The 26,637-nt window shown below is 70.3% G+C and carries 27 protein-coding genes; 19 read left to right on the top strand and 8 right to left on the bottom strand.

Annotated elements, in window-relative coordinates:
- Positions 1 to 44 precede the first annotated feature (44 nt).
- Both C469_RS00650 and radB read left to right on the top strand, forming a co-directional pair.
- Positions 45 to 251, top strand: a complete 207-nt coding sequence (locus C469_RS00650; protein WP_004595330.1) for a cold-shock protein — start codon at positions 45 to 47, stop codon at positions 249 to 251.
- A 223-nt stretch (positions 252 to 474) separates the two neighbouring features.
- Entirely contained in the window at positions 475 to 1,170 is a 696-nt protein-coding gene (gene radB / locus C469_RS00645) for a DNA repair and recombination protein RadB (RefSeq protein WP_008002902.1), read from the top strand.
- Between the two features lie 134 nt (positions 1,171 to 1,304).
- Here radB and C469_RS00640 read toward each other — a convergent pair whose 3' ends face one another.
- Positions 1,305 to 2,444 (bottom strand): CBS domain-containing protein, encoded by a 1,140-nt coding sequence (locus tag C469_RS00640; RefSeq protein WP_049910861.1) that lies wholly within the window; start codon positions 2,442 to 2,444, stop codon positions 1,305 to 1,307.
- 124 nt (positions 2,445 to 2,568) lie between these two features.
- On the opposite strand from C469_RS00640, the gene C469_RS17100 reads away from it, so the two are divergent.
- The 3 genes from C469_RS17100 (at position 2,569) to C469_RS00630 (ending at position 5,590) form a co-directional block, all read left to right on the top strand.
- Positions 2,569 to 2,709 carry a hypothetical protein gene (locus C469_RS17100; protein WP_169330825.1) on the top strand — a complete coding sequence of 47 codons (141 nt, stop codon included), beginning with the start codon at positions 2,569 to 2,571 and terminating at the stop codon, positions 2,707 to 2,709.
- A 111-nt stretch (positions 2,710 to 2,820) separates the two neighbouring features.
- The gene (locus tag C469_RS00635; RefSeq protein ID WP_008002898.1) at positions 2,821 to 4,758 is read left to right on the top strand and encodes an ABC transporter ATP-binding protein; all 1,938 of its coding nucleotides are present in this window, start codon (positions 2,821 to 2,823) and stop codon (positions 4,756 to 4,758) included.
- Between the two features lie 142 nt (positions 4,759 to 4,900).
- The gene (locus C469_RS00630; protein ID WP_008002897.1) at positions 4,901 to 5,590 is read left to right on the top strand and encodes an HAD family hydrolase; all 690 of its coding nucleotides are present in this window, start codon (positions 4,901 to 4,903) and stop codon (positions 5,588 to 5,590) included.
- Between the two features lie 59 nt (positions 5,591 to 5,649).
- On the opposite strand, the gene C469_RS00625 is transcribed toward C469_RS00630, so the two are convergent.
- Positions 5,650 to 6,213: a hypothetical protein gene (locus tag C469_RS00625; RefSeq protein WP_008002895.1), complete on the bottom strand. Its 564-nt coding sequence runs from the start codon at positions 6,211 to 6,213 to the stop codon at positions 5,650 to 5,652.
- Between the two features lie 145 nt (positions 6,214 to 6,358).
- Here C469_RS00625 and C469_RS00620 point away from each other — a divergent pair, with 145 nt between their 5' ends.
- The 4 genes from C469_RS00620 (at position 6,359) to C469_RS00605 (ending at position 10,418) form a co-directional block, all read left to right on the top strand.
- Positions 6,359 to 7,123 carry an aldo/keto reductase gene (locus C469_RS00620; protein ID WP_008002894.1) on the top strand — a complete coding sequence of 255 codons (765 nt, stop codon included), beginning with the start codon at positions 6,359 to 6,361 and terminating at the stop codon, positions 7,121 to 7,123.
- A gap of 102 nt (positions 7,124 to 7,225) precedes the next feature.
- Entirely contained in the window at positions 7,226 to 8,152 is a 927-nt protein-coding gene (locus C469_RS00615) for a bifunctional methylenetetrahydrofolate dehydrogenase/methenyltetrahydrofolate cyclohydrolase (protein WP_008002893.1), read from the top strand.
- Positions 8,153 to 8,316: 164 nt separating this feature from the next.
- The gene (locus C469_RS00610; RefSeq protein ID WP_008002892.1) at positions 8,317 to 9,375 is read left to right on the top strand and encodes a DUF1611 domain-containing protein; all 1,059 of its coding nucleotides are present in this window, start codon (positions 8,317 to 8,319) and stop codon (positions 9,373 to 9,375) included.
- On the top strand, positions 9,372 to 10,418 hold the full coding sequence (locus C469_RS00605; RefSeq protein WP_008002891.1) for a dipeptide epimerase: 1,047 nt from the start codon (positions 9,372 to 9,374) through the stop codon (positions 10,416 to 10,418). The genes C469_RS00610 and C469_RS00605 overlap by 4 nt, the downstream gene beginning before the upstream one ends.
- A gap of 49 nt (positions 10,419 to 10,467) precedes the next feature.
- On the opposite strand, the gene C469_RS00600 is transcribed toward C469_RS00605, so the two are convergent.
- Positions 10,468 to 11,352, bottom strand: a complete 885-nt coding sequence (locus tag C469_RS00600) for a PspA/IM30 family protein (protein ID WP_008002890.1) — start codon at positions 11,350 to 11,352, stop codon at positions 10,468 to 10,470.
- A 176-nt stretch (positions 11,353 to 11,528) separates the two neighbouring features.
- On the opposite strand from C469_RS00600, the gene C469_RS00595 reads away from it, so the two are divergent.
- A complete protein-coding gene (locus tag C469_RS00595) occupies positions 11,529 to 12,500 on the top strand; it encodes a sugar phosphate isomerase/epimerase family protein (protein ID WP_008002889.1) in 972 nt (323 codons plus the stop codon).
- Here the strand turns inward: C469_RS00595 and C469_RS00590 are convergent.
- A complete protein-coding gene (locus tag C469_RS00590) occupies positions 12,485 to 12,934 on the bottom strand; it encodes an NUDIX domain-containing protein (protein ID WP_241429962.1) in 450 nt (149 codons plus the stop codon). The genes C469_RS00595 and C469_RS00590 overlap by 16 nt on opposite strands.
- 89 nt (positions 12,935 to 13,023) lie before the next feature.
- On the opposite strand from C469_RS00590, the gene C469_RS00585 reads away from it, so the two are divergent.
- Positions 13,024 to 14,148 (top strand): Gfo/Idh/MocA family protein, encoded by a 1,125-nt coding sequence (locus tag C469_RS00585; RefSeq protein WP_008002885.1) that lies wholly within the window; start codon positions 13,024 to 13,026, stop codon positions 14,146 to 14,148.
- Positions 14,149 to 14,169: 21 nt separating this feature from the next.
- On the opposite strand, the gene C469_RS00580 is transcribed toward C469_RS00585, so the two are convergent.
- Positions 14,170 to 14,625 carry a type IV pilin gene (locus C469_RS00580; protein WP_008002883.1) on the bottom strand — a complete coding sequence of 152 codons (456 nt, stop codon included), beginning with the start codon at positions 14,623 to 14,625 and terminating at the stop codon, positions 14,170 to 14,172.
- A 138-nt stretch (positions 14,626 to 14,763) separates the two neighbouring features.
- Here C469_RS00580 and C469_RS00575 point away from each other — a divergent pair, with 138 nt between their 5' ends.
- Together C469_RS00575 and C469_RS00570 are read left to right on the top strand one after the other, a co-directional pair.
- Positions 14,764 to 15,378 carry a YIP1 family protein gene (locus tag C469_RS00575; RefSeq protein ID WP_008002881.1) on the top strand — a complete coding sequence of 205 codons (615 nt, stop codon included), beginning with the start codon at positions 14,764 to 14,766 and terminating at the stop codon, positions 15,376 to 15,378.
- Positions 15,379 to 15,460: 82 nt separating this feature from the next.
- Complete coding sequence (locus C469_RS00570; protein ID WP_008002879.1) at positions 15,461 to 17,668, top strand: DHH family phosphoesterase; 2,208 nt, start codon at positions 15,461 to 15,463, stop codon at positions 17,666 to 17,668.
- A 44-nt stretch (positions 17,669 to 17,712) separates the two neighbouring features.
- On the opposite strand, the gene fer is transcribed toward C469_RS00570, so the two are convergent.
- A complete protein-coding gene (fer, locus tag C469_RS00565; protein ID WP_008002877.1) occupies positions 17,713 to 18,369 on the bottom strand; it encodes a ferredoxin Fer in 657 nt (218 codons plus the stop codon).
- Positions 18,370 to 18,517: 148 nt separating this feature from the next.
- Between fer and fen the strand changes: the two genes are divergently transcribed.
- The 4 genes from fen (at position 18,518) to gcvPB (ending at position 22,822) form a co-directional block, all read left to right on the top strand.
- Entirely contained in the window at positions 18,518 to 19,495 is a 978-nt protein-coding gene (fen, locus tag C469_RS00560) for a flap endonuclease-1 (RefSeq protein WP_008002875.1), read from the top strand.
- A 212-nt stretch (positions 19,496 to 19,707) separates the two neighbouring features.
- On the top strand, positions 19,708 to 20,091 hold the full coding sequence (gene gcvH / locus C469_RS00555) for a glycine cleavage system protein GcvH (protein WP_008002873.1): 384 nt from the start codon (positions 19,708 to 19,710) through the stop codon (positions 20,089 to 20,091).
- 109 nt (positions 20,092 to 20,200) lie between these two features.
- Positions 20,201 to 21,391: an aminomethyl-transferring glycine dehydrogenase subunit GcvPA gene (gcvPA, locus tag C469_RS00550; RefSeq protein ID WP_008002871.1), complete on the top strand. Its 1,191-nt coding sequence runs from the start codon at positions 20,201 to 20,203 to the stop codon at positions 21,389 to 21,391.
- Positions 21,392 to 22,822 carry an aminomethyl-transferring glycine dehydrogenase subunit GcvPB gene (gcvPB, locus tag C469_RS00545; RefSeq protein WP_008002870.1) on the top strand — a complete coding sequence of 477 codons (1,431 nt, stop codon included), beginning with the start codon at positions 21,392 to 21,394 and terminating at the stop codon, positions 22,820 to 22,822.
- 40 nt (positions 22,823 to 22,862) lie between these two features.
- Here gcvPB and C469_RS00540 read toward each other — a convergent pair whose 3' ends face one another.
- Both C469_RS00540 and C469_RS00535 read right to left on the bottom strand, forming a co-directional pair.
- On the bottom strand, positions 22,863 to 23,165 hold the full coding sequence (locus tag C469_RS00540; RefSeq protein ID WP_008002868.1) for a hypothetical protein: 303 nt from the start codon (positions 23,163 to 23,165) through the stop codon (positions 22,863 to 22,865).
- 204 nt (positions 23,166 to 23,369) lie between these two features.
- Positions 23,370 to 24,095 (bottom strand): helix-turn-helix domain-containing protein, encoded by a 726-nt coding sequence (locus tag C469_RS00535; protein ID WP_008002866.1) that lies wholly within the window; start codon positions 24,093 to 24,095, stop codon positions 23,370 to 23,372.
- A 216-nt stretch (positions 24,096 to 24,311) separates the two neighbouring features.
- Here C469_RS00535 and C469_RS00530 point away from each other — a divergent pair, with 216 nt between their 5' ends.
- Entirely contained in the window at positions 24,312 to 25,586 is a 1,275-nt protein-coding gene (locus C469_RS00530) for a threonine synthase (RefSeq protein WP_008002865.1), read from the top strand.
- An 81-nt stretch (positions 25,587 to 25,667) separates the two neighbouring features.
- Complete coding sequence (locus C469_RS00525) at positions 25,668 to 26,588, top strand: decarboxylating 6-phosphogluconate dehydrogenase (RefSeq protein WP_008002863.1); 921 nt, start codon at positions 25,668 to 25,670, stop codon at positions 26,586 to 26,588.
- Positions 26,589 to 26,637 lie beyond the last annotated feature (49 nt).

Raw genomic sequence — 26,637 nt, 5'->3', positions numbered from 1 at the left:
CCCTCGCAAGGGTTATCCCCAAATGGGCCATACGTTTGTTTGCAATGGCAAACGGTAAGGTTGATTTCTTCAACGACACTGGCGGCTACGGTTTCATCTCGACTGACGACGGCGACCTCGACGACGACGAAGACGTGTTCTTCCACATGGAAGACGTCGGCGGCCCGGACCTCGAGGAGGGTCAGGAAGTGGAATTCGACATCGAATCGTCCCCCAAGGGACCCCGCGCGACGAACCTCGTCCGCAACTAACCCCCGAGTCGCGGACGGCGCGTCCGCACGCAATATCGGATCTCGGCCGTCGGTCGGCGCGACCGACGCCATCTCCGTTTCTTTCACACTTATCGACACTCGACGAGCGACGCGTCTCGCCCGTCGCCGACGACTATCCGTTCGTCCCCACCGCGATACGGCTATCCGTCCGTCTCCACCGCGATCGACCGTTTAAATACGAGCGCGGGCGAAGCCCTCCACAGTGAGCGATCCGATCCCGACCGGCTGTCGGCCGGTCGACGACCTGTTGGGCGGGGGGTTCGAGCGCGGGGTCGTCACGCAGGTGTACGGCCCGCCGGCGGCCGGCAAGACGAACCTCGCGCTGGCCGCGGCCGTCGAGGTCGCGGCCGGCGGCGAGCGCGCCCTCTACATCGACACCGAGGGGCTCTCGATCGACCGGTTCGAGCAGATGGCCGCCGGGCGGGCCGACCACGAGACGGTCGAGCAGATCGCCTCGCGGCTGGTGATCTCGGAGGCGTACGACTTCGATGACCAGCGGGAGGCCGTCCGCGACGCCGAGGAGCTCGCCGAGGAGGTCGAGCTGATCGTGTTGGACTCCGCGACGGGCTTCTACCGACTGGAGCGCGCCGGCGACACCGAGGGCGGCCAGTCGCTCCGCAAGGTCGCCAAACAGGTGACGCACCTCCTGTCTCTGGCCCGGCGACACGACGTCGCGGTCGTCATCACCAACCAGGTGTTCACCGACCCCGACAGCGACCGCGACCGCGCGCTCGGCGGCAACACCCTCAACCACTGGACCGGGGCGATCCTCCGCGTCGACCGGTTCCGCGGCGGAAACCGCCGGGCGACGCTCGAGAAACACCGCTCGAAGCCCGCGGGCGACACCGCCACCTTCCGGATCGTCGCCGACGGGCTCGCCGAAGGCGCAGACGCGTAAGCGCCGCGCGGGACGAGCCGGAGCTAACGGCGTCGAAGGCGAAGTGAACGCGAAACGGGAGGAAACGGGAACCGCCGCGGCGGAACGGTCGACGGCGACGATGCGAGATCCGGTCGCGCGAAGCGCCTACCGACTCACAGCTCGCCGAGCTTGCGGAGGAGCTGGCCGCGGTACTCCTCGTCGGCGTTGACGCCCTTGATCTCGAGGACGTTCCGTTCGAGTTTGTCCAGCGCGACGTGGAAGGCGTGTTCGGCGCCGTACCCCTCGCCGGAGCCGCCGACCTGCCCCTCGTTGGTGCGGAGGCGGATCTGACACTGGATCAGGGGGGTGCCGCGGAGCTTCTCCTTGTGGGCGTGGAGCCGGACGTGCGCGTGGATGACGTGCATGTCCGCGTACTTGTTCGCGACCTGTTCGATGGACTCGACGATGTGCTCGCGCGAGGTCGTGTCGAGCAGCTCGACGTTGGTGATCTGCACGTCCATCGAGTCCTGCTCGGTGAACGTGAGCGCGCGCAACACGTCGGTCTTCGTCACCATACCGGCGACGGTGTCGAAGTCGTCGGGAGTGACGACCAGCCCGGAGACGTCGTTGTCGAACATGCGCTGAACGACGGCCTCCGCGGTCTCGTCGGCGGTCGCGGTGACGACGGGGCTCGACATGATGTCGTAGACTGGGATGTCGAGCATCCGGTCGATGTCGCCGGCGCGGTCGCCGCTGCCCTGCCGTTCGTGGTCGCGAACGACGAACTCGACGATGTCGTTGGTGGTGACGACGCCGACCAGCTGGCCGTCCTCGTCGAGGACGGGCAGCCGGGAGATTCCGTTCTCCCGGAGGCGGTTGATCGCGCTGCCGACGCTGTCCTTCTCGTTGATTCCGATGACGTCGTCGGTGGCGATCTGGCCGACCGTGATCGCGTCGAGGCTGTCGAGGACCGCCTCGAGGATCTGGTCGACGGTGACGATCCCGTAGAGCTTCTCGCCCTCGTACACCGGCGCGATCTTCACGTCGCCCTCGACGAGGAGGCGGGCGGTCTCGCGGAGGTCCTCGTGACGGTCGACCGACGGGGCCGACTTCATCACGGCCGACACCTTGGTGTCGTCCTCCATCCGGGAGCGCATGAGCTGTTTCTCGCCCACCACGCCCGCGTACTCGCCGTCTTCGGTGACGACGATCCCCTTCGGGTTCTCGCGCTCGAAGATGGACCGAACCTTGGCGAGTCGTTCGCTGACGTCGACCTCGACGTACTCCGGCACCGCGATATCAACAATATTCATGGTCCAATATGCAGGTTGGACGCGCCGGGTATTGAAAGTGCGGGAGGCGTGCCCGACAGTGAGATCGGTTCCCCCGACGCCGAGCGCCTCAACACCTTTCCGTTCGGGCAACGAGAGAGGGGGTATGCGACTCTCCACCGCGCTGATCGTCATCGGGATCCTGCTCATCGTGATCCCGCTGCCGGTCCCGATCCCGTTCATCGGCCTCTTCGTCGGAACGATCCTCCTGCTCGTCGGGCTCGTCCTCAGGCTGCTGGGTGTGTGAGCCGCTCGAAGATCGAGCTGCGGAGGTCCCCGCCGCGCTCTCGACACGGTTCGGGGGAGTCGAAAGCGCCTCCCCCGGAGGCTCTTAACCCGCGCGGGGCAGTGTAGGGGTATGGAGGGAACCCCCGACTCGCTCACCGAGCGCTCGGAGACGCCCGGGTCGTGGTCGGAGAACCCCGTTTGGCGGCTGTACACCGAGTACGCCACCGGCCGCCGGTACGCCGTTCTCGGGGCCGTCGCCACGGTCGTCGGCCGGGCGTTCGCGTTGGTCCCCGCCTTCGTCATCGGGCTGGCGGTGGACGCGATATTCCTCGCCGAGCGCCCGTACGCGCTCCCACTGGTGCCGGACGGGCTCGTGCCGGGCACCGACGTCGGGAAGCTGTACTTCTCGATCGCGATCCTCGCGGCGGCGACCGTGGCCGGCGCGGTCGCCTCGTGGATCGAGGACTGGGGGTGGAGCGTCTTCGCTCAACGCGTCCAGCGGAACCTCCGGGTCGACGCCTACGAACGCCTGCAGGACCTCGAGCTCGCCTACTTCACCGGCAATCGCACGGGCGACCTGATGAGCATCCTCAACAACGACGTGAACGCCCTCGAGACGTTCCTCGAGGACGGGCTGAGCGCGACGCTGTGGATCCTCGCCACCGTCGGCGGTATCGGGCTGATCCTCGTCGGGCTGAACCCGCCGCTGACGGCGGTGACCCTGCTTCCGATCCCGCTGCTCGCGGCGTTCACACTGCTGTTCACTCGGCTGATAGAGCCGCGGTACCTCTCGATCCGCGAGGAGATCGGCGACCTGAACTCCCGGCTGGAGAACAACGTCAGCGGGATCGAGGTCATCAAGAGCGAGGGAGCCGAGCGGTTCGAGAGCGAGCGGGTGGCCGAGGCCTCCGACGAGTACCTGACCGCCAACCTCTCGGCGATCAAGGTCAGGATCACGTACTTCCCGGGGCTGACCGTCATCTCCGGTGTCGGCTTCGCGGTCACGTTCCTCGTCGGGGGCCTGTGGGTGCTCGGACGCCCGGTGTTCGGTCTGACGAGCGCGCTCACGCCGGGTGCGTTCGTCACCTTCGTCATCTACGCCCAGCAGTTCCTCTGGCCGATCATCAGGCTGGGCGACGTCGTCGACGACTACGAGCGGGCCAAGGCCGCCGGGAGCAGGGTGCAGGGCGTGCTCTCTCGGGAGCCTGCGATCGGAGACCGGCCCGACGCTCGCCCGCTGGAGATCGATCGAGGGGACGTGACCTACGACGGCGTTCGGTTCGCTTATTCCGGAGAGACAGTGATCACAGACGCTGATTTCGCAGTCGAAGGCGGAACGACAGTGGGGGTGGTCGGACCGACCGGAGCGGGCAAGTCGACGCTTCTGAAGCTCCTGCCGCGGCTGTACGACGCCGACGCCGGCGCGGTTCGGATCGACGGACAGGACGTTCGAGACGTGACGCTGCGGAGCCTCCGGCGGTCGATCGGCTACGTCAGCCAGGAGCCGTTCCTCTTCTACGGGACCGTCGCTGAGAACGTCCGGTACGGGACCTTCGACGCGGGCGATGACGACGTCGAGCGGGCCGCCCGGCGGGCGCAGGCGCACGAGTTCATCGAGAACCTGCCGGACGGCTACGACACGCTCGTGGGCGAACGCGGGGTGAAACTCTCCGGCGGCCAGCGCCAGCGGTTGGCGCTCGCGCGGACGATGCTCAAGGACCCCGCGATCTTGGTGTTAGACGAGGCGACTTCGGCGGTGGACACCGAGACGGAGGCGATAATTCAGGACCGGATCGCCGAGTTCGCCGCCGACCGGACGACCTTCGTCATCGCGCACCGGTTGTCGACCGTTCGCACGGCGGACCGGATCCTCGTCCTCGACGACGGGGCGGTGGTCGAGGACGGCACGCACGAGGACCTGCTGGGGACCGACGGGCTGTACGCGAACTTCTGGCGGGTACAGACCGGCGACATCGCGTCGCTCCCGCGGGCGTTCCTCGAGCGCGCGCTCCGGCGACAAGCGGTCGTCGACCTCGACGAGGACGGGAGCGAACAGCGATCGAACTGACCGTCCCCCGCGACCCCGACGCAGCCCCCGGATCTCTCTCCGTGACCCCGACGTAGTCCCGGTTCTGCCTCCGCGACGGACGCCCCGTCGAGCGGAGGCGACCGGTGAAAGGCTTTTGCCGGTTACCGACGGAGAGGGGGTCGTGTACGACGCCGTCGTCCTCGATAAGGACGGGGTCTTGATCGGTCGAACCCCGTTCGACACCCTCAGGGAGGCCGCCTGGGACGCCTTCGTGAGCCTCGGCGTCGAGGATCCGGACCTCGCCCACGTCGACGACGTCGCCGTCGGCGTCGACCCCGCCACCCTGGCGGACATCTGCGAGCGCTACGGGCTGGACCCCGTCGAGTTCTGGCGGGTCCGCGACGAGACCGCCGCGGACGCCCAAGTCGACGCGGCGCGGAGCGGCCGCAAAACGCCGTACGACGACGTCGACGCGCTCCGTCACCTCGACGCCTCGCTCGGAGTCGTCTCCTCGAACCAGCAGGCGACCGTCGACGCGGTCCTCGACCACTTCGGGCTCGCCGGGCGGTTCGAGGTCGCGTACGGTCGCGAGCCCTCGATCGCCAGCCTCTCGCGGAAGAAGCCGTCGCCGTACTACATCGAGCGCGCCCTCGAGGACCTCGGCGCCGAGACCGCCGTCTTCGTCGGCGACAACGAGTCGGACGTGCGCGCCGCCGACAACGCCGGCATCGACTCCGCGTTCGTCCGGCGCCCGCACCGGCGGTCGACCGAGCTCTCCTGTCAGCCCACCTACGAGATCGACGACCTCCACGACCTCGTGAGCATCTGCGGGCGGGCGCCCGTGAACCCGGACGCGGACGACCGGGCCTAGGTCGCCGACCGCGACGTATCGCTCGCGACCAATCCACCGGCCTCACGAGAGTGCGAGAGTCACGCGATAAGCTCGGTCTTCGGGGCGTCGACGACCGTTCGAGAGACGGCGTCGTCGTCCTCGACGCCGCGGAGGTCGACGCCGCGGAGGCGGAGCGCGAGCGCGGCGTCGGCCCGCGCCGCGTCGTCGAGGGGGCGAACGGTCTCCGTTTCGCGCTCGTCGTCTCCCTCCCCGTTCCGGTGGACGATCCGGAGCTCGCCGTCGTCGAAGGCGACGTGCTCGATGTCGCGGTGGGGAACGGTCGCCGTTCGCTCGCGGGCGACGGACACGGCGACGCCGCTGACCGCAGTGAGAAGGCCGAGCACGCCGAACGCCGTCTGCGCGCTTCCGCCGCCCGCGAGGAGCCACTCGACCGCAGAGGGGGCGATCGCCGTGACGGCCAGGATCCCGGTCCAGCCGACGTCCCGGAGCGCCGACGGGAGGCGCCCGGCGGCGAGGGATCTCCCCGCTTCGGCGACGGTTCTGAGGACGCCGCGGCGGATCCGGAGCTCGCCGGGAGCGACGCGGACTGACCCGCGGGCCGTGGGGAACGACCACGCGCCCGCGTGTCTCTCCCGCGTCATCGGTTCGGCGTCGGGGACGCGGCTCTCGAACGCGTCGCGGCTGGCAGCGACATGGAGGGATACGCCGTTCGTTTGCAGGCCGTCGTATTAAAAAGGGGCGCCGACTCACCGATCTGTTTTTGCGTCGGTCGCCCCGAACGCGGGCATGAACCTCCCGCCCGTCGGCCTCGGAACGATGGGGATCGACGACCCGGACGCGGTCGAAACCGCGCTCTCGCTCGGCTACCGCCACCTCGACACCGCTCGGATCTACGGCAACGAGGCGGTCGTCGGCGACGGGCTCGCCGCGAGCGACGCGGACCGCGACGCGGTCACGGTCGCCACGAAGCTGTGGGTCGACGACCTCGGCGCCGAGGACGCGGGCCCGACCGCCCGCGAGAGCGCCGAGCTGCTCGGCGTGGAGGCGCTCGACCTCCTGTACGTCCACCGCCCGCGAGGGGCGTACGACCCGGAGACGACCCTCCCGGCGCTCGATCGACTCGTCGACGAGGGGGTCGTGCGCGAGGTCGGCGTCTCCAACTTCGAGCCCGACCAGCTCGACCGCGCGATCGACGCTCTCGACGCGCCGCTCGCGGCCCATCAGACGGAGCTACACCCCCTGTTCTACCGGCCGGAACTCCTGGAGCACGCCCGCGAACACGGGTACACCGTGGTCGCCTACTCGCCGCTGGCGGGCGGGCGCGTGAGCGAGATCGACGCCGTGGTCGAGGTCGCAGAGGCCCACGACGTGGCGCCCGAGACGGTCGCCATCGCGTGGGCGACCGCGAAAGAGCCCGTGGTGACGATCCCGAAGGCGTCGAGCGAGCGGCACCTCCGCGCCAACCTGGCGGCCGCCGACCTCGACCTGACGCCCGACGAGATCGCGGCCATCGACGCCGTCGAACGCGAGACGGAGCTGTTCCCGGAGTGAACGACGAATCTGATCCACGTTTCTGGGTATCTAACTTCGTCCCGGCGAAGAGATAGACACGATCCCGCGTCGTTTTTATATCGCCTCGCCCTCGGATTCGGTATGACCGAGAGCAGCGGTGGGGACGCCGCCGACGCGACGCAGATCATCGACGGCGAGGCGGTCGCCGCCGACGTGCGCGACGACGTGGCCGCGCACGTCGAGACCCTGGAAGCGGCGGGCGTGACGCCGGGACTCGCCACCGTGTTGATGAGCGACGACCCCGCGAGCGAGACGTACGTCTCGATGAAACAGCGCGACTGCGAGGAGGTCGGCATCGAGAGCGTGCACGTCGAGATCGACGCCGACGCCCCCGCCGAGGAGCTGTACGACACCATCGACGACCTCAACGAGCGCGAGGACGTGCACGGGATCTTGGTGCAACTCCCGGTCCCCGACCACGTCGACAAGCGGAGCGTCCTTCGGCAGATCGCTCCCGAAAAGGACGTGGACGGGTTCCACCCGGAGAACGTCGGGCGGCTCGTCGCCGGCGACGCCCGATTTAAACCCTGCACGCCCCACGGCGTCCAGAAGCTCCTCGCGGCGTACGACGTGGAGACCGAGGGCGCCGACGCGGTCGTCGTCGGCCGGTCGGACATCGTCGGGAAGCCGATGGCGAACCTCCTGATCCAGAAGGGGCCGGTCGGCAACGCGACCACGACCGTCTGTCACTCGCGGACGGAGGACCTGGAGGGGAAGCTGTCGACCGCCGACATCGTGATCGCCGCCGTCGGGGTCCCGGAGTTCGTCGACGGCTCGACGCTCAAGGAGGGCGCGACCGTCATCGACGTGGGGATCAACCGGGTCGACGCGGACACCGAGAAGGGGTACGAGCTCGTCGGCGACGTGGCGTACGAGTCGGCGAAGGAGGTCGCCGGCGCGGTCACGCCCGTCCCCGGCGGCGTCGGGCCGATGACGCGCGCGATGCTCCTGTATAACACGGTGAAGGCGGCCGGGCTGCAGTCGGACGTGTCGATCGACCTCGAGTAAACTACCCCGCCCTACTCGCTCGCTCCTTGAGGTCGGCGGCTCCACCTTGTATTATGCTGAGACGGGTCCGTCGCCGACGCGGCGGCTCGACGACCGGTCCCCGCGAGCCGTCGACCCGGACGCGGCTCGACCCTTTTAAGCCCGCCCGGAGCGAGCGAGCCACCATGAGCGACGAACGGATCGTCATCCTCGCCCACGAGAAGTTCCCCGACCGCGCGAAGACCGCCCTCGGCGTGATGCGCTACGGCGACCAGGACGTGCGCGCGGTGCTCGACCGCGACCGCGCCGGCGACCGCGTCACCGACCACGTGCCGGACATCTCGGACGCGCCCATCGTCGGGTCGTTCGACGAGGCGTACGCGGCCGCAGACGGCGACGTGGACGCCTTATATATCGGCATCGCCCCGATCGGCGGCGGCTTCGACGAGTCGTGGCGGTCGGACGTGGAGGCCGCGATCGAAGCGGGCTGCGACGTGGTCAGCGGGCTCCACTACTTCCTCAACGAGGACGAGGCGCTCGCCGCGCTGGCCGACGAGCACGGCGTCGATCTCGTCGACGTGCGCGAGCCCGACGACGACCTGACGGTGGCGACGGGCGCCTCCGGCGACGTGGACGCCGACGTGGTGTGTACGGTCGGCACCGACTGCTCGGTCGGGAAGATGACGGCCTCGCTCGAGATCGTCGCGGCCGCCCGCGAGCGCGGGATCGACGCCGCGTTCGTCCCGACCGGCCAGACCGGGATCATGATCGCGGGCTGGGGGAACCCGATCGACCGCGTCGTCGCCGACTTCGCCGCCGGCGCGGTCGAGGAGATGCTCGTCGAGATCGGGGACGACCGCGACCTCCTCGTCGTCGAGGGGCAGGGGAGCATCGTTCACCCCGCCTACTCGGCGGTCACCTGCGGCATCCTCCACGGCTCGATGGCGGACGGGCTCGTGCTCTGTCACGCCGCGGGCCGCGAGGCGATCCACGGCTACGAGTCGTTCTCGCTCCCGCCGCTTTCCGACTACGTCGACCTCTACGAGGGGCTCGCGGCGCCCGTCAACGAGGCGAGCGTCGTCGCCGGCGCGCTCAACACGAAGGACGTGGACGACGACGCGGCCGCCGCGGACGCGGTCGCCGACTTCGGCGACGGGGTCGGGGCCCCGGCCGCAGACCCGGTCCGGGACGGCGCGGACCGGATCGTGGACGGGATCGTCGACGCGGGGCTCGGCGGCGAATGACCCTCGAGACCGAGTTCGAGCGGGTCTCGCTCCCCTTAGAGAACCCGTTCACCATCTCGCGAGGGACGCAGACCGAGGCCGAAAACGTGATCGTCCGGATCTCGGACGAGGGCGGGATGACCGGCGTCGGCGGCGCGGCCCCCTCCGCGCACTACGGGGAGACCGCCGACACGGTCGAGGCCGTGCTCCCGGCCCTGCTCGACGCCGTCGAGCGCGTCGGCGACCCCCACGCTCTCCACGAGATCGAGACCGAACTGGCGGGCGTCGTCAACGACAATCCGGCGGCGCGAGCCGCCGTCTCGATCGCGGTCCACGACCTCGCCGCGAAGCGGCTCGGCGTCCCCCTCCACCGCCTCTGGGGGCTCGACCCCGGGGCCGCGCCCGCGACTTCCTACACGATCGGGCTCGACGAGACGGAGCGCGTCCGGGAGAAGGCCGCCGCCGCGGTCGAGGCCGGGTATCCGGTCCTCAAGATCAAGCTCGGCACCGACCGCGACCGCGAGCTGATCGACGCGGTCCGCGAGGCCGCGCCCGACGCCCGGCTCCGCGTCGACGCCAACGAGGCGTGGACCCCCCGCGAGGCGGTCGAAAAGAGCGAGTGGCTCGCCGAGCGCGACGTCGAGTTCGTCGAGCAGCCGGTGCCCGCCGAGGACCCCGAGGGGCTCCGGTTCGTCTACGAGCGGTCCGCGCTCCCGATCGCCGCCGACGAGTCGTGCGTCACCCTCTCGGACATTCCCGCGATCGCCGACCGCTGTGACATCGCGAACCTGAAGCTGATGAAGACCGGCGGGCTGCTGGAGGCGAGGCGGATGATCGCCGCCGCGCGCGCTCACGGACTGGAAGTGATGTGCGGCTGCATGATCGAGTCGAACGCGTCGATCGCCGCGGCCGCGCAGCTCGCGCCCTTACTCGACTACGCCGACCTCGACGGCTCGCTGCTGCTCGCCGAGGACCCGTACGACGGCGTGAGCCTCTCCGGCGGCGAGATCAGGCTCGGCGACCGCGACCGCGCGGGGACAGGGGCGCGGCCGCTGTCGGAGTAGCGGGGAAAAACGGGCGTCGCGGAGGCCGACCGGTCGGATTGCGCCTCTGTCAGTTCCGCTGCTCGTCGGCGTCGACCTCGGACTCCTCGAGCTCCACGTCGACCTCCTCGTCCACGTCGGCGTCCCCGTCGAGGTCCGCTTCCAGGTCGTCGCTGTCGATCTCCGACTCGATGTCCGCCAGCTCGTCTTCGATCTCCTCGTCGGAACTCGCCTCGCCGTCGTCGCTCGCGGGCTCTCCCTTGCCGAGCTCGCCTTTCAGCGTCTCCAGCTCGGCGTCGACCTCGCTGTTCGTCGAGAGCCCCTCGAGCTCGCGGTCGATGCTGTCCTTGTCGGAGAGCGCGTCCTCGAAGGCGCCGGAGTCCTCCAGCTCGTCCATCGCCTCCGAGCGCGCCTCCATCTCCTCGGTGCGCTCCTCGGCGCGCTCGATCGAGCGGCTCACGTCTTCCATCTCGTCGCCGACGCCGGTCATCGCTTCCGAGACGCGAGTGGACGCCTCAGCGGCCTCGTAGCGGGCCTTCATCGTCTCCTTCTTCGTGCGGAACTCCTCGATGCGGTTCTGGAGCTTGTTCTTCTTCTCGACGAGCTGCTCCTGCGTGTCGTTCAGCTTCGCGATCTGCCCCTCGAGCTCCTCGATCTGGGCCATCTTCGACTTCTTCTTCTCGAGGGCCTTCCGCGCGAGGTCGTCGCGGTCCTGCTGGACCGCCTCGCGGGCCTGCCGGTTGTGCTTCTCGACGTTCTCCTCCAGCTTTCGCTTCTGGATCTCCAGTCGCTTCTTCTGGGTCGTCAGGTCGGCGATCCCCTGTTTCACGTCCTGAAGCTCGTCGCGCATCTGTTCGTACGAGTAGTCGAGCGACTCCGTCGGGTCCTCCGCCCGGTTGAGGAGGGCGTTCAGCTTCGAGCGGATGACGTAGGAGGCGCGCGAGAGGATTCCCATACCCGCCGTACGCGCTCCACCCGTTAAAACCTCATGTGGTTCGCGGCCCCGCTCGGCGGGCGAGACGGGGCGAGGAGCCGGTGTCGGGCCGTCCCGGACCGCCCGCGAGTTCGAGCCCCACCGCTCCGGGTGGCGCTTCCTGAAGGTTTATTCGGGGTCTTGTACTATCGCCGCCCATGGACATCGGTGTACTCACCGTTCCCCTGGGCGGCGAATCGATCGACGACGCGGTCGCGTACCTCGACGAGATCGGCGTCGACGCCGTCGAACTCGGCGTCGGCGGGTGGCCCGGCGAGGCCCACGTCGACCGCGAGGCGCTCCTCGACGACGACGCGGCGCAGGCGGAGCTCACGGGACTGCTCGACGACCACGGGCTCCGGGTCTCCGCGCTCGCGACCCACAACAACCCCCTCCACCCCGACGAGGAGCGGGCCGCGGAGGCCGACCGCGAGCTCCGCGAGGCGATCGAACTGGCCGACCAGCTCGACGTCGGCACGGTCACCTGCTTCTCCGGGCTCCCCGGCGGCGCGCCGGGCGACTCGACGCCGAACTGGATCACGGCGCCGTGGCCGACCGAACACGCCGACGCGCTCGACTACCAGTGGGACGAGGTCGCGGTCCCCTACTGGCGGGACCTGGCGGAACACGCCGCAGGTCACGGGGTGGACGTGGCCATCGAGATGCACCCGAACATGCTCGTCTACGAGCCGACCGGGCTGCTCGCGCTTCGGGAGGCGACGAACGAGCGGATCGGCGCCAACTTCGACCCCTCGCACCTCTACTGGCAGGGGATCGACGTGACCGAGGCCATCCGCTTTTTGGGCGAGCGCGACGCGATCCACCATTTCCACGCGAAGGACACGAAGGTGTACGACGCGAACGCGCGCGTGAAGGGCGTGCTCGACACGACGGGCTACACCGAGGAGTCCGACCGCTCGTGGCTGTTCCGCTCGATCGGCTACGGCCACGACGAGAGCCACTGGAAGGACGTGGTCTCGACGCTCCGGATGGTCGGGTACGAGGGCGCGCTGTCGATCGAACACGAGGACTCGCTCACCTCCTCGCGGGAGGGGTTGGAGAAGGCGGTCGACGTGCTCGACCGCGCCGTCTTCGAGACGCGGCCGGGCGACGCCTACTGGGCGGAGTGAGGCTCGGACCCGAGATCGTCGAGGAGCGTCTCGCCGTAGAGGCGGTCCGGTCCCGACCGGAGCTCTCGGGGCCGTTTCCACGTCGCGCGTAGCTCGACGCCGAGATCGGGCTCGACGAACGAGAACTCCGCTCGCTCGTAGGGCCAGTCCTCGACGATGGCCGCCTCGTAGACCCGCCAGACCTCGTGTTGTCGCCTCCCCTCGTGGTCGAAGACCCGCTCGTAGGTCCCCACCGGTGAGACGTCGTCGAGAGTGACGCCGAGCTCCTCGTCGAACTCGCGGTGCAGCGCCTCGCGGCTGTGCTCGCCGAACTCCACGCCGCCCCCGAGCAGCCGGTAGTTTCGTCCGCCCGCGTCGTTGGCCTCGATCTCTTGGACCAGCAGCTCCTCGCCTCGCCGGATCGAACCGAGAGCGACGACGCGTATCTCGCTCACGGACTCGGGTCGCAGCATCGAACCAAAACCGTACCGGTCCGGACTGAGAACCACCCACACTCAAGACTCGGTATCGAGTACACCGACCCATGACGCTCAACATCGGCGTACTGGGGTATCGATTCATGGGCAAGGCGCACGCGAACGCGCTCGCGCGGCTGCCGATGTTCTTCCCGGACGCGCCCGAGATCGAGCGACACACCCTCGTCGGACGCGACGAGGAGGCGCTCGCGGACGCCGCGGAGCGGTTCGGATTCGCGCACACCGCGACTGACTGGGAAGACGCCATCGACGAGGTAGATGTCTTCTACAACCTCGGACCGAACCACGTTCACGCGGAGCCGTCGATCGCGGCCCTCGAGGCCGGCGTCCCCGTCCTCTGCGAGAAGCCGCTCGCGCCGACGCTCGACGAGGCGGAAACCATGCGCGACGCCGCGGCCGACGCCGACGTGCCCGCGGGCACCGCGTTCAACTACCGGTTCGTCCCGGCGATCCGCTACGCGAAGGGGCTGATCGAGGACGGCGAACTCGGCGAGATACGGCAGGTCCGCGGGCGCTACCTGCAGGACTGGCTCGTCGACCCCGAGGCGCCGTGGGCGTGGCGGATGGACGCCGACATGGCCGGCTCCGGCGCGCTCGGCGACCTCGGCGCGCACACGTTCGACCTCGCGGACTTCCTCGTCGGCGACGAGGTCGGCGGGGTCGATCGCGTCTCCGGCCACCTGCAGACGTTCGTCGACGAGCGCCCGGTCTACGCCGACGACGGGAGCGTCGAGGAGCACCGCGACGTGACCGTCGACGACGCCTACACCGCGCAGGTCGCCTACGAGTCGGGCGCGATGGGCACCTTCGAGGCGACCCGGTTCGCGGCGGGCCACAAGAACGACCACGCGATCGAGGTGCACGGCTCGACGGGGAGCCTGAAGTTCTCCCTAGAGCGGCTCAACGAGCTGGAGGTGCTCCGCGAGGGCGACCGCGGGTACCAGACGGTGCTCGTCACCGACGAGACCGACCCGTACGTCGACCACTGGTGGCCGCCGGGCCACGTCATCGGCTGGGAGCACACCTTCGTTCACGAGAATTACGAGTTCCTCTCTGCGGTCGCCGAGGGCGGCGCGTTCGAGCCGTCGTTCGAGCAGGGGTACGCGGTGCAGAAACTCCTCGACGCGGTCGAACGCGCCGACGAGCGCGGCGAGTGGGTGTCGGTGGAGTAGCCCCGGTCGGATTTGAAATAGTTAAACGCCGGTCGCGCCGAGCGGGTCCCGTTCGGCGCTGCCTTCGATCGCCGAGTCCTCGCCCTCGTACGTGCCGAGCGTCTCGTGCGTGTCGAAGGCGAGGGGCTCCCAGACGACCTCGACGTTCTCGTTCCCGGTGGCGTTGGGAACGGTCACCCGATCGCCCGGCTGCACGACTCCGCCGCCGGGCCACGCGCCGAACCGGACCTCCTCGTCCGGGTCCTCGCCGCGGACGTACAGCTCCTCGGCCGGGACCGGTTCGGGACCGGCCGCGACGATCACGAGGTCGGTCCCCTCCGTCTCGACCTCGAACTCCGCGTCCGGCGGCGCGACGCCGTCGATCAGCCCGAACACCGCGGCGCCGACGAGCGCCAACAGCACGACGACGATGCCGACGAGCATCCCCGAGCCGGCTATCGGGGTGAACCCCCGTTCGTCGTTCCGGAACGCGCGCATTCGCGTTTTCCTCCGCGAGGGACGGTATAAGCCTTTGCGGGCCGGCTATCAGACGAGATAACGGTTGGGTGCGGCCTGGCCTCGCGACGGACCGACGCGAACCGGAACCCCGTTATCCCACCCGCCCGAAAGGCGCCCGTGACATCGTGGATCGAGGATCCGGAGGGCGGACGGGCGCGCGGGCCTCGCGCGCTCGCTCGGGCGTGGATCGAGGCCCTCGTCCGGCCGCGTCGCCTCTTCGCGAACGGCGTGGGACCCGGCGATCAGGCGCCGGCGCTGACGTTCGCCGTCGCCGTCGCCGCCGCCTACACGGTCGGCTGGCTCGTCGCGGACCCGGGAGCCGTTCCCGGGATCGTCGTCTCCGTGCCCGTCTCGGCGGCGATCCTGGTCCTGCTGGTGGTCGTGCTGGCCGCGCCGGTGGGGCTCCACCTGACCGCGGCGGTCGCGACGCTGTCGGTGATCCTCGCCAGCGTCGAGTACGACGGCGGACTTGCACTGCGCGACCGGGGCGGCGTCAGCGAGACGGTGCAGGTGGTCGCGTACGCCAGTTCGCCGATGGCGCTCGCCGGACCACCGATACCTGCCCTCCGCGTGGTCTGCGGCGCGTACGCGGCGGTGCTGCTGTTGATCGGCTTCCGCACCGTCCACGGGACGACCCCGCTTCGCACGCTCGTCGCGGGCCTCCCGCCCGCGCTCCTCGGGTACGGCGTGGGCTACCGGGTCGTCGCCGCGGTTCGATCCCTGATCGGGTGACTGCCGCTCTCCCGTATTCGGCCGTTCGCTCCCGCGAGGCTTTCGACAACCGTTTTAAGCCCGAGACTCTCGGTGTACTCAAATGGGATCCTGTATCATTTGTGGCGTCGACGTCGACGGTGGCGGTCGCATCTGCGATCCGCACCAAGAGGACGTCGTGTTCGACTTCCGAGGCGACTCCCCGAACCAGCTCGTCCCGAGCCGATTCTACCGCGGCGTCGTCGACGGCTACGCCGAGTTCGGCGTGTTCATCGACCTCTCGCCCGGCGTGACCGGACTCCTCCACCGGTCGGAGCTCGACCGACGACTGGACAGCCTCGACTGGGAGCCGGGCGACGAGGTGTTCGTGCAGGTGAAGGGCGTCCGCGACAACGGGAACATCGACCTCGCGTGGTCGATCCGCCAGGCCGACCGCGAGTTCCGCGGCGTGCTCGTCCAGGACGGCGACACCGAACACCTCCCCGAGGAAGACGCAGAGGGAGACGACGACGGGCCGGACGCGGGAACTGACGCCGAGCCGGACGGGTCCGACGACGCGGACGACGACGAACCGACAGGGGAAAGCGACCGTGAACCGGCGGTCGTCGAAGATGCTCTCGAGTCCGAGGAGTCGATCGAGGCCAACAACGCGGACGACGCGGACGACGCGGACGAGTCCGACGCCGACGACGCGGAAGACGCCGACGAAGCCGGAGCCGAGGCCGAGAACGCCACCGAAGCCGAGAACGCGGACAACGCTGGCGACGAGTCCGACGAGGACGCCGGCGAGGGCGATACCGACCTCGACGGCGACCGCGAGCGCGTCGAGATCGGCACCCTCTCGGACGCCGTCGGCGACGCGGTGCGACTCGACGGAGAGGTCGTCAGCGTCCGGCAGACCGGCGGCCCGACCGTCTTCGAGGTCCGCGACGAGACGGGGGTCGTCGACGTGGCCGCGTTCGTCGAGCCGGGCGTCCGCGCGTACCCGGACGTCGAGGTCGGCGACGCGGTGCGGCTCGACGGCGACGTCGAGAGCCACCGAGGCGACGTGCAGGTCGAGTCCGAGGCGCTCGTCCTCTTGGAGGGCGAGGAGGCCGAGGCCGTCCGCCGCCGGCTCGCCGAGGCGCTCACGGCCGAGGCCCGTCCGGAGGGGCTCCAGCCGCTCGCGGGCGACGAGGCCGTCGCGGCGCTCGCCGACGGGCTGCTCGACGCCGCGGAGGCCGTCCGCCGCGCGGTCCTCGAATCGCGCCCGATCGTCGTGCGCCACCCGGCCACCGCCGACGGCTACGTCGCCGGCGCCGCGGTCGAGCGCGCCGTGCTCCCGCTGATCCGCGAGGAGCACGCGAAGAGCGACGCTGAGTACCACTACTTCACCCGCCGACCGCTCGACGACCCGGTGTACGGGATGGACGCGGCGACGAACGACGCGACCCGCATGCTCCAGGACCGCGACCGCCACGACGAGCAGCTCCCGCTGTTCCTGCTGGTCGGCACCGGTTCCACGACCGAGTCGGCCGACGGAATCGACCTGCTCTCCGTCTACGGCGTCGACGCGGTCGTCGTCGACGCCGAGGTCGCCGACCCCGAGACGCGCGACGCGGTCGACACCCTCGTCTCGCCCGAGCTCGACGGCGTCGACGCGGACCTCTCGACGGGCGCGCTGGCCGCCTCGCTGGCCTCCGCGGTCAACGACGAGGTCCGCGCGGACCTCCGGCACCTGCCGGCGGTGAGCTACTGGGCGGAGACCCCCGACCGCTACGTCGAACTCGCCCGCGACGCGGGGTACGACGCCGAGCGCGTCGCGGAGCTCCGCGAGGCGATCGCCCTCGAGGCGTACTACCAGTCGTACCAGGACAAACGCGAGCTCGTCGCCGACCTCCTCTTCGAGGACGGCGGCAACCTCGCGGCCCACGTCTCCGAGCAGTTCCGCGAGAAGCTGGAGACGGAGGTCAAGACCGCGACCGAGAACGTCGTCACCGAGGCGGTCGACGGCGTCGAGTTCTCCGTGCTCGACACCGACGGCTACACCCACCGCTACGACTTCCCGCCGACGCCGCTCCTGCTCGACGACCTCCACCGTCGCAACGCGAACGGCGAGGCGTACGCGACGGTCGGGATCGGCACCGACGAGCTGTACGTTCGGACGACCGCGGACGTGTCCGTCCGCGACGTGGCCGAGCGCGCGGCCGAGCTGGCGCCCAACGCCGACGTCGCCACGGCCGGCCTCCGCGAGGGCAAAATCGAGTTCCTCTCCGGCGAGCGCGACGCGGTCGAGGACGCGGTGGTCGCGGCCGTCGCCGAGTCGTTCTGAGGGCGGTCAGAGCGTTTTTTTGAGAGTCGGACCGCTCCCGGGAGTCACCGCCGTGTGAACGGCCCGGGCGGGAGGATGAGATCGTCGAGCTCCGCGAGCTGTTTGACGTTGAACACGACCTTCAGCTCGTCGCTCAGCGGGTAGCCGTTACAGGAGAGGCGGAACCCCCGCTCCGCCAGCTCCTCCGGCATGATGTGGTCGGTCGGCTGCGAGAGCTCGCCCTCCACGAGGAAGACGGCGCAGTTCGCGCACGCGCCGCCGCGACACGAGAACGGCCACGTGAACCCGCGGTTCTCGGCCGCTTCGAGCAGGCTCTCGTCGGGCTGGACCAGCAGCCGGCCGTGCGCCGACTCGTCGAGGTCGGCGTGCGACGCCTTCCGGAACAGGTCGTCGTCGTCGAGCGACCAGCCGTAGTCGTCGATCGCCTCGTAGTCGAGGAACTCGACGCGGACCGGCTGCACCGCGTCGGCCTCGCCGTCGTCGTCGGTGAGGTCGATGTCGGCGGGGTCGGTCTCGTCGCCGGCCCCGCCGTTCCGGTCCCGCTCGTCGAGTTCGCGGTAGGCGCGCCTGACGAGCTGGAACTCCTCGACGGTCCCGCCCTGGTCCGGGTGGGCCTCCTTCACGCGGTCGCGGTAGGCCCGTTCGATGGTCGCCTCGTCGGCGTCCTCATCGACGTCCAACACATCGAACGGCGAGACCATTCGGTGCCGATCGGTAGTCGGCTCAGACACATAAACGCTCCACAAGCCGGCAGGCGGGGCTGCGGTCGGCGGCCCGCGGACGCCGCGTCCGCGGCGGGTCGACGCCGCGAATCGATCATTTAAGAGCCGCGGCGACGACCGATCGGTGATGGGAAACGCGGACCTGCGCGATCTCGCGGCGATCCGCGACGTCGCCTTCGACGAGATCGAGGGGAGCGTCGTCGCCGTCGACGCGCACAACTGGCTGTACCGGTACCTCACGACGACGGTGAAGTGGACGAGCGACGAGGCGTACACCACGGCCGACGGCGTCGAGGTCGCCAACCTGATCGGGGTGGTGCAGGGGCTCCCGAAGTTCTTCGAGCACGACCTGATCCCCGTGATGGTGTTCGACGGGGCGGTGACGGAGCTCAAGGCCGACGAGGTCGCCGACCGCCGCGAGAAGCGCGAGGCGGCCGAGGAGCGCCGGGCGGCCGCCGAGGAGCGCGGCGACGCCGTCGAGGCCGCGCGGCTGGAGGCCCGCACGCAGCGGCTCACCGACGCGATCCAGGAGACGACCCGCGAGCTGCTCCGCCTGCTCGACGTGCCGATCGTCGAGGCGCCGGCCGAGGGCGAGGCCCAGTGCGCGCACATGGCGGCGACGGGGAGCGTGGACCACGCCGGCAGCGAGGACTACGACACGCTGCTGTTCGGCGCGCCGACGACCCTCCGACAGCTCACGAGCAAGGGCGACCCGGAGCTGATGGATCTCGCGGCGACGCTCGACGACCTCGGCTTCGACCGGCAGGGGCTCGTCGACGCCGCGATGCTCTGCGGCACCGACTTCAACGAGGGCGTCCGCGGGATCGGGCCGAAGACGGCGGTGAAGGCGGTTCGGGAACACGGCGACCTGTGGGGTGTCCTCGACGCGCGCGGCGTCGAGATCCCGAACGCCGAGGCGATCCGCGAGCTGTTCATGGACCCGCCGGCGACGGACGTCGACGTCGACACCGCGGTGAACCCCGACGTGGACGCCGCCCGCGAGTACGTCGTCGACGAGTGGGGCGTCGCCGCCGACGAGGTGGAACGCGGGTTCGAGCGCATCGCGGAGTCGCAGGTCCAGACCGGGCTCGACCGGTGGACGTGAGGCGGCCGGAAGACCGCTGCGAGCGGAGGACCGCCGCGAACACACCTTTTATTTCCTCGTCGTCAGAAGGGTGACGTACGCGTGTCGCGGACCGTGTTTCGACCTCGAATCCCGCCCGTAACCGGCCGACGAGTCGGATCCGACGCCGACCCGATTCCGGCTCCGGCGGACGACCGCTCGGGATCCGAGCGGACCGCGACGACACCTGACCAATGAGCTTCGAAGTACCCGACGACAGGCGGTACCTGGAATCGCACGAGTGGACGACGACCGGCGGCGACACCGTCCGGATCGGCGTCTCCGACTTCGCGCAGGACGAGCTCGGCGACGTGGTGTTCGTCGAGCTGCCCGAGGCCGGCGACGAGATTTCCGCCGGCGAGGCGTTCGGCGTCGTCGAATCGATCAAGGCCGTCTCGGACCTGTACGCGCCGGTCTCCGGCGAGGTCGTCGCCGTCAACGAGGCGCTGTTCGACCGCCCCGAGCTCGTCAACGAGGACCCGTACGGGGACGGGTGGATGCTCGAAGTCGACCCCGTCGAGGCCGGCGACGCCGACGGGCTGCTCGACCCCGACGAGTACGACGACCAGATCGCTTGACTGCGCGGGCATCGACCGCGCGACCCGACAGCGGACACACGACCATGACCACGTCACCCTTCGATCGACGACCCGGTACCGGACGACAGAGCGACNCCCGCTCAGAGATGTGTATAAGAGACAGGAGCGGGACATCCGCGCGGAGTGTTCGCGGATCTTCGCGCGCAACGACGACCTCGTCGAGTTCCTCGGTCGGGGGCACTACGGCCACTACGTGCCGAGCGTCGTCGACCACCTCGCGGACCGCGCGGAGTTCCTCACGAGCTACACCCAGTACCAGCCGGAGATCTCGCAGGGGTTCCTCCAGGCGCTGTTCGAGTACCAGTCGATGCTCGTGGAGCTGACGGGGCTCCCGGTCGCGAACTGCTCGATGTACGACGCCGCCACCGCGCTCGGCGAGGCGGCGACGCTCGCCGACCGCGTCCGATCGACCTCGGGCGATGTCGCCCTCGTTCCGGAGCAGCTCCGCGAGGGGAAGCGCGCGGTGTTGGAGAACTACTGCGCGGGCGCCGACCTTTCCGTCGAGACGTACCCGATGGCCGACGGAAACGCCGACATCGACGCGCTCGCCGACCGCGCCGGCGACGATACCGTCATGGTGTACGCCGAGAACCCGACCGTCCGCGGCTGTATCGAGGAGCGGCTCGCGGCGGTCGGCGACCTCGCGGCCGACGCCGACGCGCTGTTCGTCCTCGGGTCGGATCCGGTGTCGCTGTCGGTGCTTCAGGAGCCAGCGAGCGTCGGCGCCGACGTGGTCGTCGGCGAGGCGGGGGCGCTGGGGCTTCCGACCGCCTACGGCATGGGGCTCGGCCTCTTCGCCTGCCGCGACGACTTCCTCCGACAGGTTCCGGGGCGGCTCGTCGGCGCCGGCGAGGACGCCGCGGGCGACCGGGCGTTCACGCTCACGCTGCAGACGCGCGAACAGCACATCCGGAAGGAGCGGGCGACCTCGAACATCTGTACGAATCAGGCGTGGGTCGCGCTCCGCGCCGCGATCCACGCGGCGACGCTCGGCCCCGACGGCCTCGTCGACCTCGCGAACGACTGCGTGAGGGAGGCGGCCGCGCTCGCCGACCGGCTCGACGAGGTGAAGGGCGCGGCCGCGCCGGTCCACGACCGGCACCACGTCCGGGAGTTCGCCGTGCGCGTCGACCAGCCCGCGGCGGCCATCGCGGGAGATTTGGAGGCGGAGGGGTTCGCGGTCCACGCGATCGGCGAACACCTGCTGCAGGTGTGCGTGACCGACCTGAACGCGGGCCGGACCGACGGCCTCGTCGCCGCCTTCGAGGAGGTGATCTGAGTGATCCACGACCAGGCCGACTACGCGCGCGAGGGCGAGGACGTTCACGAGCCGCTGCTCTCCGAGAAGGACGAGACGACCGTCGACGTGCGCGAGGCGTCGCCGCTTCCGGACGACCTGACGCGCGAGGAGCTCACGCTGCCGGCCCCCTCGGAGCCGGAGATCGCTCGCCACTACACCCGGCTCTCGCAGATGAACTGGGCGATCGACTCGGGGCCGTACCCGCTCGGGAGCTGCACGATGAAGTACAACCCGAAGTTCACCGAGGACGTGGCCGCCGATCCGAACGCGGCGATCCACCCGGACCGCTCGGCGCGGGCCGCGCAGGGGAACCTCGAGCTCCAGTACCGCCTGCAGGAGTTCCTCGGCGAGATCGGCGGGATGGACGCGGTCACGCTCCAGCCCCCAGCGGGCGCCGCCGGCGAGTTCACCGGCATCGCGGTCGCGAAGGCGTACCACGAGCACCACGGCAACGACCGGTCCGAGGTCGTGATCCCCGCCTCAGCGCACGGGACGAACTTCGCGACCGCCGCGATGGCCGGCTACGACGTGGTCGAACTCCCCTCGGGCGACGACGGGCGAGTCGACGTGGAGGCGCTGGAGGCGGCCGTCGGCGACGACACCGCCGCGCTCATGTTGACCAACCCGAACACGGTCGGGCTCTTCGAGCGCGACATCACGGAGATCGCCGAGATCGTCCACGACGCGGGCGGGCTGCTCTACTACGACGGCGCGAACCTCAATGCCCTGCTCGGCCGCGGCCGCCCCGGCGACATGGGGTTCGACGTGATGCATTACAACGTCCACAAGACGTTCGCGACCCCGCACGGCGGCGGCGGGCCGGGCGCCGGCCCGGTCGGCGTCGTCGACGAGCTCGCCGAGTTCCTCCCCGCCCCGCGGGTCCGGGAGACGGAGGAGGGAAGCGGTTACGAGCCGTTCGAGCCGGCCAACACGATCGGGAAGGTCCACGGCTTCGGCGGCAACTGGCTCGTCCTCGTCAAGACGTACGCGTACATCGCTCGCCTCGGCGACGAGGGGCTCGCGGACGCGGCCGCGAAGGCGGTGCTCAACGCGAACTACCTCGCCGAGCGGATCGACCTCGACGTGCCGTACGACCCCTTCCACCACGAGTTCGCGGCGACGGCGGGCGACCGCGACGCCGCCGACGTGGCGAAGCGCATGCTCGACTTCGGCGTCCACCCGCCGACGACGAAGTGGCCGGAGATGGTGCCCGAGGCGATGCTCACTGAGCCGACCGAGATCGAGGGACAGTCGTCGCTCGACGACCTCGCGGAGGCCTTCAACCTCGCGTACGCCGACACCGACGATGCGCTCGACGCCGCACCGAGCCGCACCGCCGCGGGTCGGATCGATCAGGTCGGCGCCGCGCGTGACCCGCGCCTCTCGTGGCAGGCGCTCGACGGGGAGTAGCGGTCTCGGGACTCGCTGACCTCGCTACTCGTCGGCCTCGCTACTCACCGACCCCGTTCTTCGTCGCCCTCCGGGACAAGACCAAGCCGGTTCCGATGACGACGAATCCGACCGGAGCGAGGACCGCCGGAAGCGGGATACTGCATTCGTTCGCCCCGTCGGGCGTGTACAGGAAGTTCCCGTCTTCCACGCCGATCACCGCGACTCCCCGCTCTTCACCCTCCGGGACGCCGACATCCGTGCACCCCCCGAACACCATGGCGGGAAACGACAGCAACAGCGCGAAGGCGATGCTCACTCCGACGACGAGTAAACCGACGCCGAGGAGAGTCGCTCGCTTCACGTTCGCTTCATAACGGGGTGTCGGAGATGAACGTTGTCCCGTGAAACGGGTGTGGCGAGATGGTCGCGACAGAGCCACAGAGGCGCAGAGCCACAGAGGCGCAGAGCCACAGAGACGCAGAGCCACAGAGACGTAGAGACGCGTTCGTTTTTAAATAACGGTCGGCGTCGCGGTTCCGAGACGGCGGTCCCGACCGACTCCGCGCTATCGCGCTCGCGTTCCGGACCGGGGTCGTCGGCTATCGCGGTCCGGATCGGGGTCGTCGACGATCGCGTTCTCGCCGCTTTCGGCGTGGTCGCCGCCGTCGAACTCGCCGTCCACGAAGCGGCGTAACACCCGCCCCTCGGCGCGGTGGAGCGTCTCGCTGCACGTCGACTTGGCGAGGCCGCGCGCCTCGGCGAGCTCCGTGAGCGTGCACTCCCGCGGGGTGTCGTAGTACCCGGCCGCGACGGCGGCGAGGACGAGGTCGCGCTGGGCGTCGGTGAGGACCGGCTCCTCGTCGGCGTCGCTCGCCTCGATCCCCACGGTGACGCCCTCGCCCGCGAGCCGTCGCCCGAATGCGGTGAGTCGGGAGCGCTCGCCGACGACGTCGAGCGTCGCGCGCCCGTCCGTCACGGCGACCGGCTCCTCGATCGGAAGCCCGACCTCTCGCGCGGCCGCGACGTGCGGCGGCGGGGCGGGCGCGACGACTCGGAGCCGCGTCGCCGGGCCGCTCCGGTCGACGGTATCGACCCGGTCAACGCGGTCGTGAGCGCGAAGCGACTCCACCGTCGCCGCGCGGTCGGCACCGGCGACGGCGAGCGCCGTGACCTCGCCCTCGGTCGCGGCGACCGTCTCGGTCGCACGGAGGGTCGCGTCGGGGTGAGTCCCCGACACGTCGCCGAGCCACGAGCCGCTCGGGAAGTCGAGCCGCAGCGTCAGTCTGGTCATGCTCGGAGAGAGGACCCGCCCGTCCCTCTCGCTGCCCCTTCATACGTTTCAGATTTAAATAGGTCGGGCGGTGGTGACGGAGGCCTCGGCGGTAGGGACGGAGGTCCCGGCAACAGGGACGGAGGCCCCGGCGGGGGAGACGGAGGTCCGAGCGGCGGAACCGGAACCCGGCCCCGCGGCCGATGGACCAAAGTCGAGGGCGCGTGATCGCGACGTATGGAAACGACGGACGCGTTCATCGGCCTCTCGTGTGTCGACTGCGGCGAGACGTTCGATCCGGAGACGACGACCCACCGGTGCTCCGACTGCGGCGGGATCCTCGACCCGGCGTACGACCTCGATCGGATCGACCTCTCGCCCGAGAACCTCGCGGGGCGGCCGTTCGAGTCGATGTGGCGGTACGCGGAGCTGCTGCCGTTCGTGCCTGGCGCGGCGGTGTCGCTGGGGGAGGGCGCGACGCCGCTCGTCGAGTGTCCGGCGCTCGCGGACGCGATGGGCGTGGGGCGGGTCCTCCTGAAAGACGAGGGAGCGAACCCGACGGGGACGTTCAAAGACCGGGGGCAGTCGCTGGCGATGACGGCCGCCCGCGAGCACGGCGCCGCCGACGTGGCGCTGAACAGCGCCGGCAACGCGGGACAGGCGGCGGCCGCGTACGCGGCCCGCGCGGACCTGGACGCGCACGTGTACCTCCCCTCGCGGGCGGGGTTCACCCAGAAGGCGATGACCGAGGTCCACGGCGCCGACCTGACCGTGACCGACCCGATCGACGGGAACTCGCAGATCGGCGACGCCGGGAAGGCCTACGCCGAGGCGATGGAGGAGCACCCCGACTGGTACTCGGCGAAGACGTTCGTCACCCCGTACCGCCACGAGGGCAAGAAGACCATGGCCCTCGAGCTGCTCGAACAGCTCGACTGGGAGGCGCCCGACGGCGTCGTCTACCCGACCGGCGGCGGCGTCGGCCTCGTGGGGATGCACAAGGCCGCCCGCGAAGTTCGACAGTTGGGCTGGACCGACGAGCTCGTCCCGATGTACGCCGCGCAGGCGGCGGGATGTGCGCCCGTCGTCGACGCCTACGAGGCGGGCGCCGACCGCCACGAACCCGTCCCGGACGACCGGATCGACACGGCCTGTAACGGGATCGCGATCCCGGACCCGGGCGCGAGCCCGCTCATCCTCGACGCGATCCGCGAGTCGGACGGGGGTGCGGTGGCGACGACCGACCGCGAGATCCTCGACGCCGCGATCGAGGTCGCCCGGGCCGAGGGGCTGGAGGTCGGCGCGACCTGCGCGGCCTGCGTCTCGGGGGCGTTCGCGCTGGCGGCGTCGGGCGAGTTCGGCCCGGACGACACGGTCGTCCTCCTCAACACCGGCGCGGGCAACAAGGACGTCGACGCCCTGCGCGCGCATCTCGGCGAGCGCGATGCGGAGCGCGAGGCCGCGGGCGAGCGCGGAGACGGAGCGGACGGACCTGCCGGCGGCATCGAGTGAGCCCGGAGCGACTTGACCCGGGCGGCGGCGAGCGGCCGCCGAACCGGAACCACTACGGCGGGGGGTCGCCACCGCTCGCGCATGGAACTCGGCGTCATCGGACTCGGGCGGATGGGGCAGATCGTGGTGAATCGCTCGCTCGACGCGGGCCACGACGTGGTCGCGTTCGACCTCTCCGCGGAGGCGACGGCGACCGCGGCGGAGGCAGGCGCGGAGCCCGCCGACTCGGTCGCCGACCTCTGCGACCGGCTCGACGGGTCGGACGAGGGCGACGGCAAGCGCATCTGGCTCATGGTCCCCGCGGGCGAGCCGGTCGACGCCACGCTCGCCGACCTGGAGCCGCACCTCGACGCCGACGACGCGGTCGTCGACGGCGGGAACTCGCAGTTCCAGGCGTCGGTACGGCGCGCCGAGGAGACGGACGCCGCGTACCTCGACTGCGGCACGTCGGGCGGCCCCGCCAGCGCGGAGGAGGGGTTCTCGCTGATGGTCGGCGGCCCCGAGTGGGCCTACGAGGCGTTCGTTCCCGTCTTCGACGCGGTGGCGACCGGGCCGGACGGCCACGACCGCATGGGCGAGTCGGGCTCGGGCCACTACGTGAAGATGGTCCACAACGGCGTGGAGTACGCGCTGATGCAGGCGTACGGCGAGGGGTTCGAGCTGCTCACCGAGGGGCGCTACGACCTCGACATGGAGTCGGTCGCGCGCACGTGGAACAACGGCGCCGTGATCCGGTCGTGGCTCTTAGAGCTGTGCGAGGAGGCGTTCCGCGAGGAGGGGTCGGACCTGGGCGACGTGGCGGACCACGTCGCGGGCGGCTCGACGGGAACCTGGACGGTTCGGGAGGCGCTCGAACAGGAGGTCCCCGTCCCGCTCATCTACCAGGCGCTCGCCGAGCGGTTCGACTCCCGGAACGAGGGGCGCTTCTCGCGGCGGCTCGCGAACCGGCTGCGGTACGGGTTCGGCCGCCACGAGGTCGCGCGGCGCTCCGACGGGGAGTGAGGTCGGGCGGAGACCCGGTCGATTCCTCCGATTATCACGGTTAATCCCG

Source organism: Halorubrum lipolyticum DSM 21995 (genome assembly GCF_000337375.1).
Lineage (GTDB): Archaea > Halobacteriota > Halobacteria > Halobacteriales > Haloferacaceae > Halorubrum > Halorubrum lipolyticum.
This window is presented reverse-complemented; position numbering and strand designations above follow the sequence as displayed.

What these genes read in the sequence shown, in the direction of transcription:
- C469_RS00650 (WP_004595330.1), top strand. Translation starts at nt 45, where the DNA reads ATGGCAAACGGTAAGGTTGATTTCTTCAACGACACTGGCGGCTACGGT.
- C469_RS00640 (WP_049910861.1), bottom strand. Translation starts at nt 2,444, where the DNA reads ATGAATATTGTTGATATCGCGGTGCCGGAGTACGTCGAGGTCGACGTC.
- C469_RS17100 (WP_169330825.1), top strand. Translation starts at nt 2,569, where the DNA reads ATGCGACTCTCCACCGCGCTGATCGTCATCGGGATCCTGCTCATCGTG.
- C469_RS00635 (WP_008002898.1), top strand. Translation starts at nt 2,821, where the DNA reads ATGGAGGGAACCCCCGACTCGCTCACCGAGCGCTCGGAGACGCCCGGG.
- C469_RS00625 (WP_008002895.1), bottom strand. Translation starts at nt 6,213, where the DNA reads ATGACGCGGGAGAGACACGCGGGCGCGTGGTCGTTCCCCACGGCCCGC.
- C469_RS00620 (WP_008002894.1), top strand. Translation starts at nt 6,359, where the DNA reads ATGAACCTCCCGCCCGTCGGCCTCGGAACGATGGGGATCGACGACCCG.
- C469_RS00615 (WP_008002893.1), top strand. Translation starts at nt 7,226, where the DNA reads ATGACCGAGAGCAGCGGTGGGGACGCCGCCGACGCGACGCAGATCATC.
- C469_RS00610 (WP_008002892.1), top strand. Translation starts at nt 8,317, where the DNA reads ATGAGCGACGAACGGATCGTCATCCTCGCCCACGAGAAGTTCCCCGAC.
- C469_RS00605 (WP_008002891.1), top strand. Translation starts at nt 9,372, where the DNA reads ATGACCCTCGAGACCGAGTTCGAGCGGGTCTCGCTCCCCTTAGAGAAC.
- C469_RS00600 (WP_008002890.1), bottom strand. Translation starts at nt 11,352, where the DNA reads ATGGGAATCCTCTCGCGCGCCTCCTACGTCATCCGCTCGAAGCTGAAC.
- C469_RS00595 (WP_008002889.1), top strand. Translation starts at nt 11,529, where the DNA reads ATGGACATCGGTGTACTCACCGTTCCCCTGGGCGGCGAATCGATCGAC.
- C469_RS00585 (WP_008002885.1), top strand. Translation starts at nt 13,024, where the DNA reads ATGACGCTCAACATCGGCGTACTGGGGTATCGATTCATGGGCAAGGCG.
- C469_RS00580 (WP_008002883.1), bottom strand. Translation starts at nt 14,625, where the DNA reads ATGCGCGCGTTCCGGAACGACGAACGGGGGTTCACCCCGATAGCCGGC.
- C469_RS00570 (WP_008002879.1), top strand. Translation starts at nt 15,461, where the DNA reads ATGGGATCCTGTATCATTTGTGGCGTCGACGTCGACGGTGGCGGTCGC.
- fer (WP_008002877.1), bottom strand. Translation starts at nt 18,369, where the DNA reads ATGGTCTCGCCGTTCGATGTGTTGGACGTCGATGAGGACGCCGACGAG.
- fen (WP_008002875.1), top strand. Translation starts at nt 18,518, where the DNA reads ATGGGAAACGCGGACCTGCGCGATCTCGCGGCGATCCGCGACGTCGCC.
- gcvH (WP_008002873.1), top strand. Translation starts at nt 19,708, where the DNA reads ATGAGCTTCGAAGTACCCGACGACAGGCGGTACCTGGAATCGCACGAG.
- C469_RS00535 (WP_008002866.1), bottom strand. Translation starts at nt 24,095, where the DNA reads ATGACCAGACTGACGCTGCGGCTCGACTTCCCGAGCGGCTCGTGGCTC.
- C469_RS00530 (WP_008002865.1), top strand. Translation starts at nt 24,312, where the DNA reads ATGGAAACGACGGACGCGTTCATCGGCCTCTCGTGTGTCGACTGCGGC.
- C469_RS00525 (WP_008002863.1), top strand. Translation starts at nt 25,668, where the DNA reads ATGGAACTCGGCGTCATCGGACTCGGGCGGATGGGGCAGATCGTGGTG.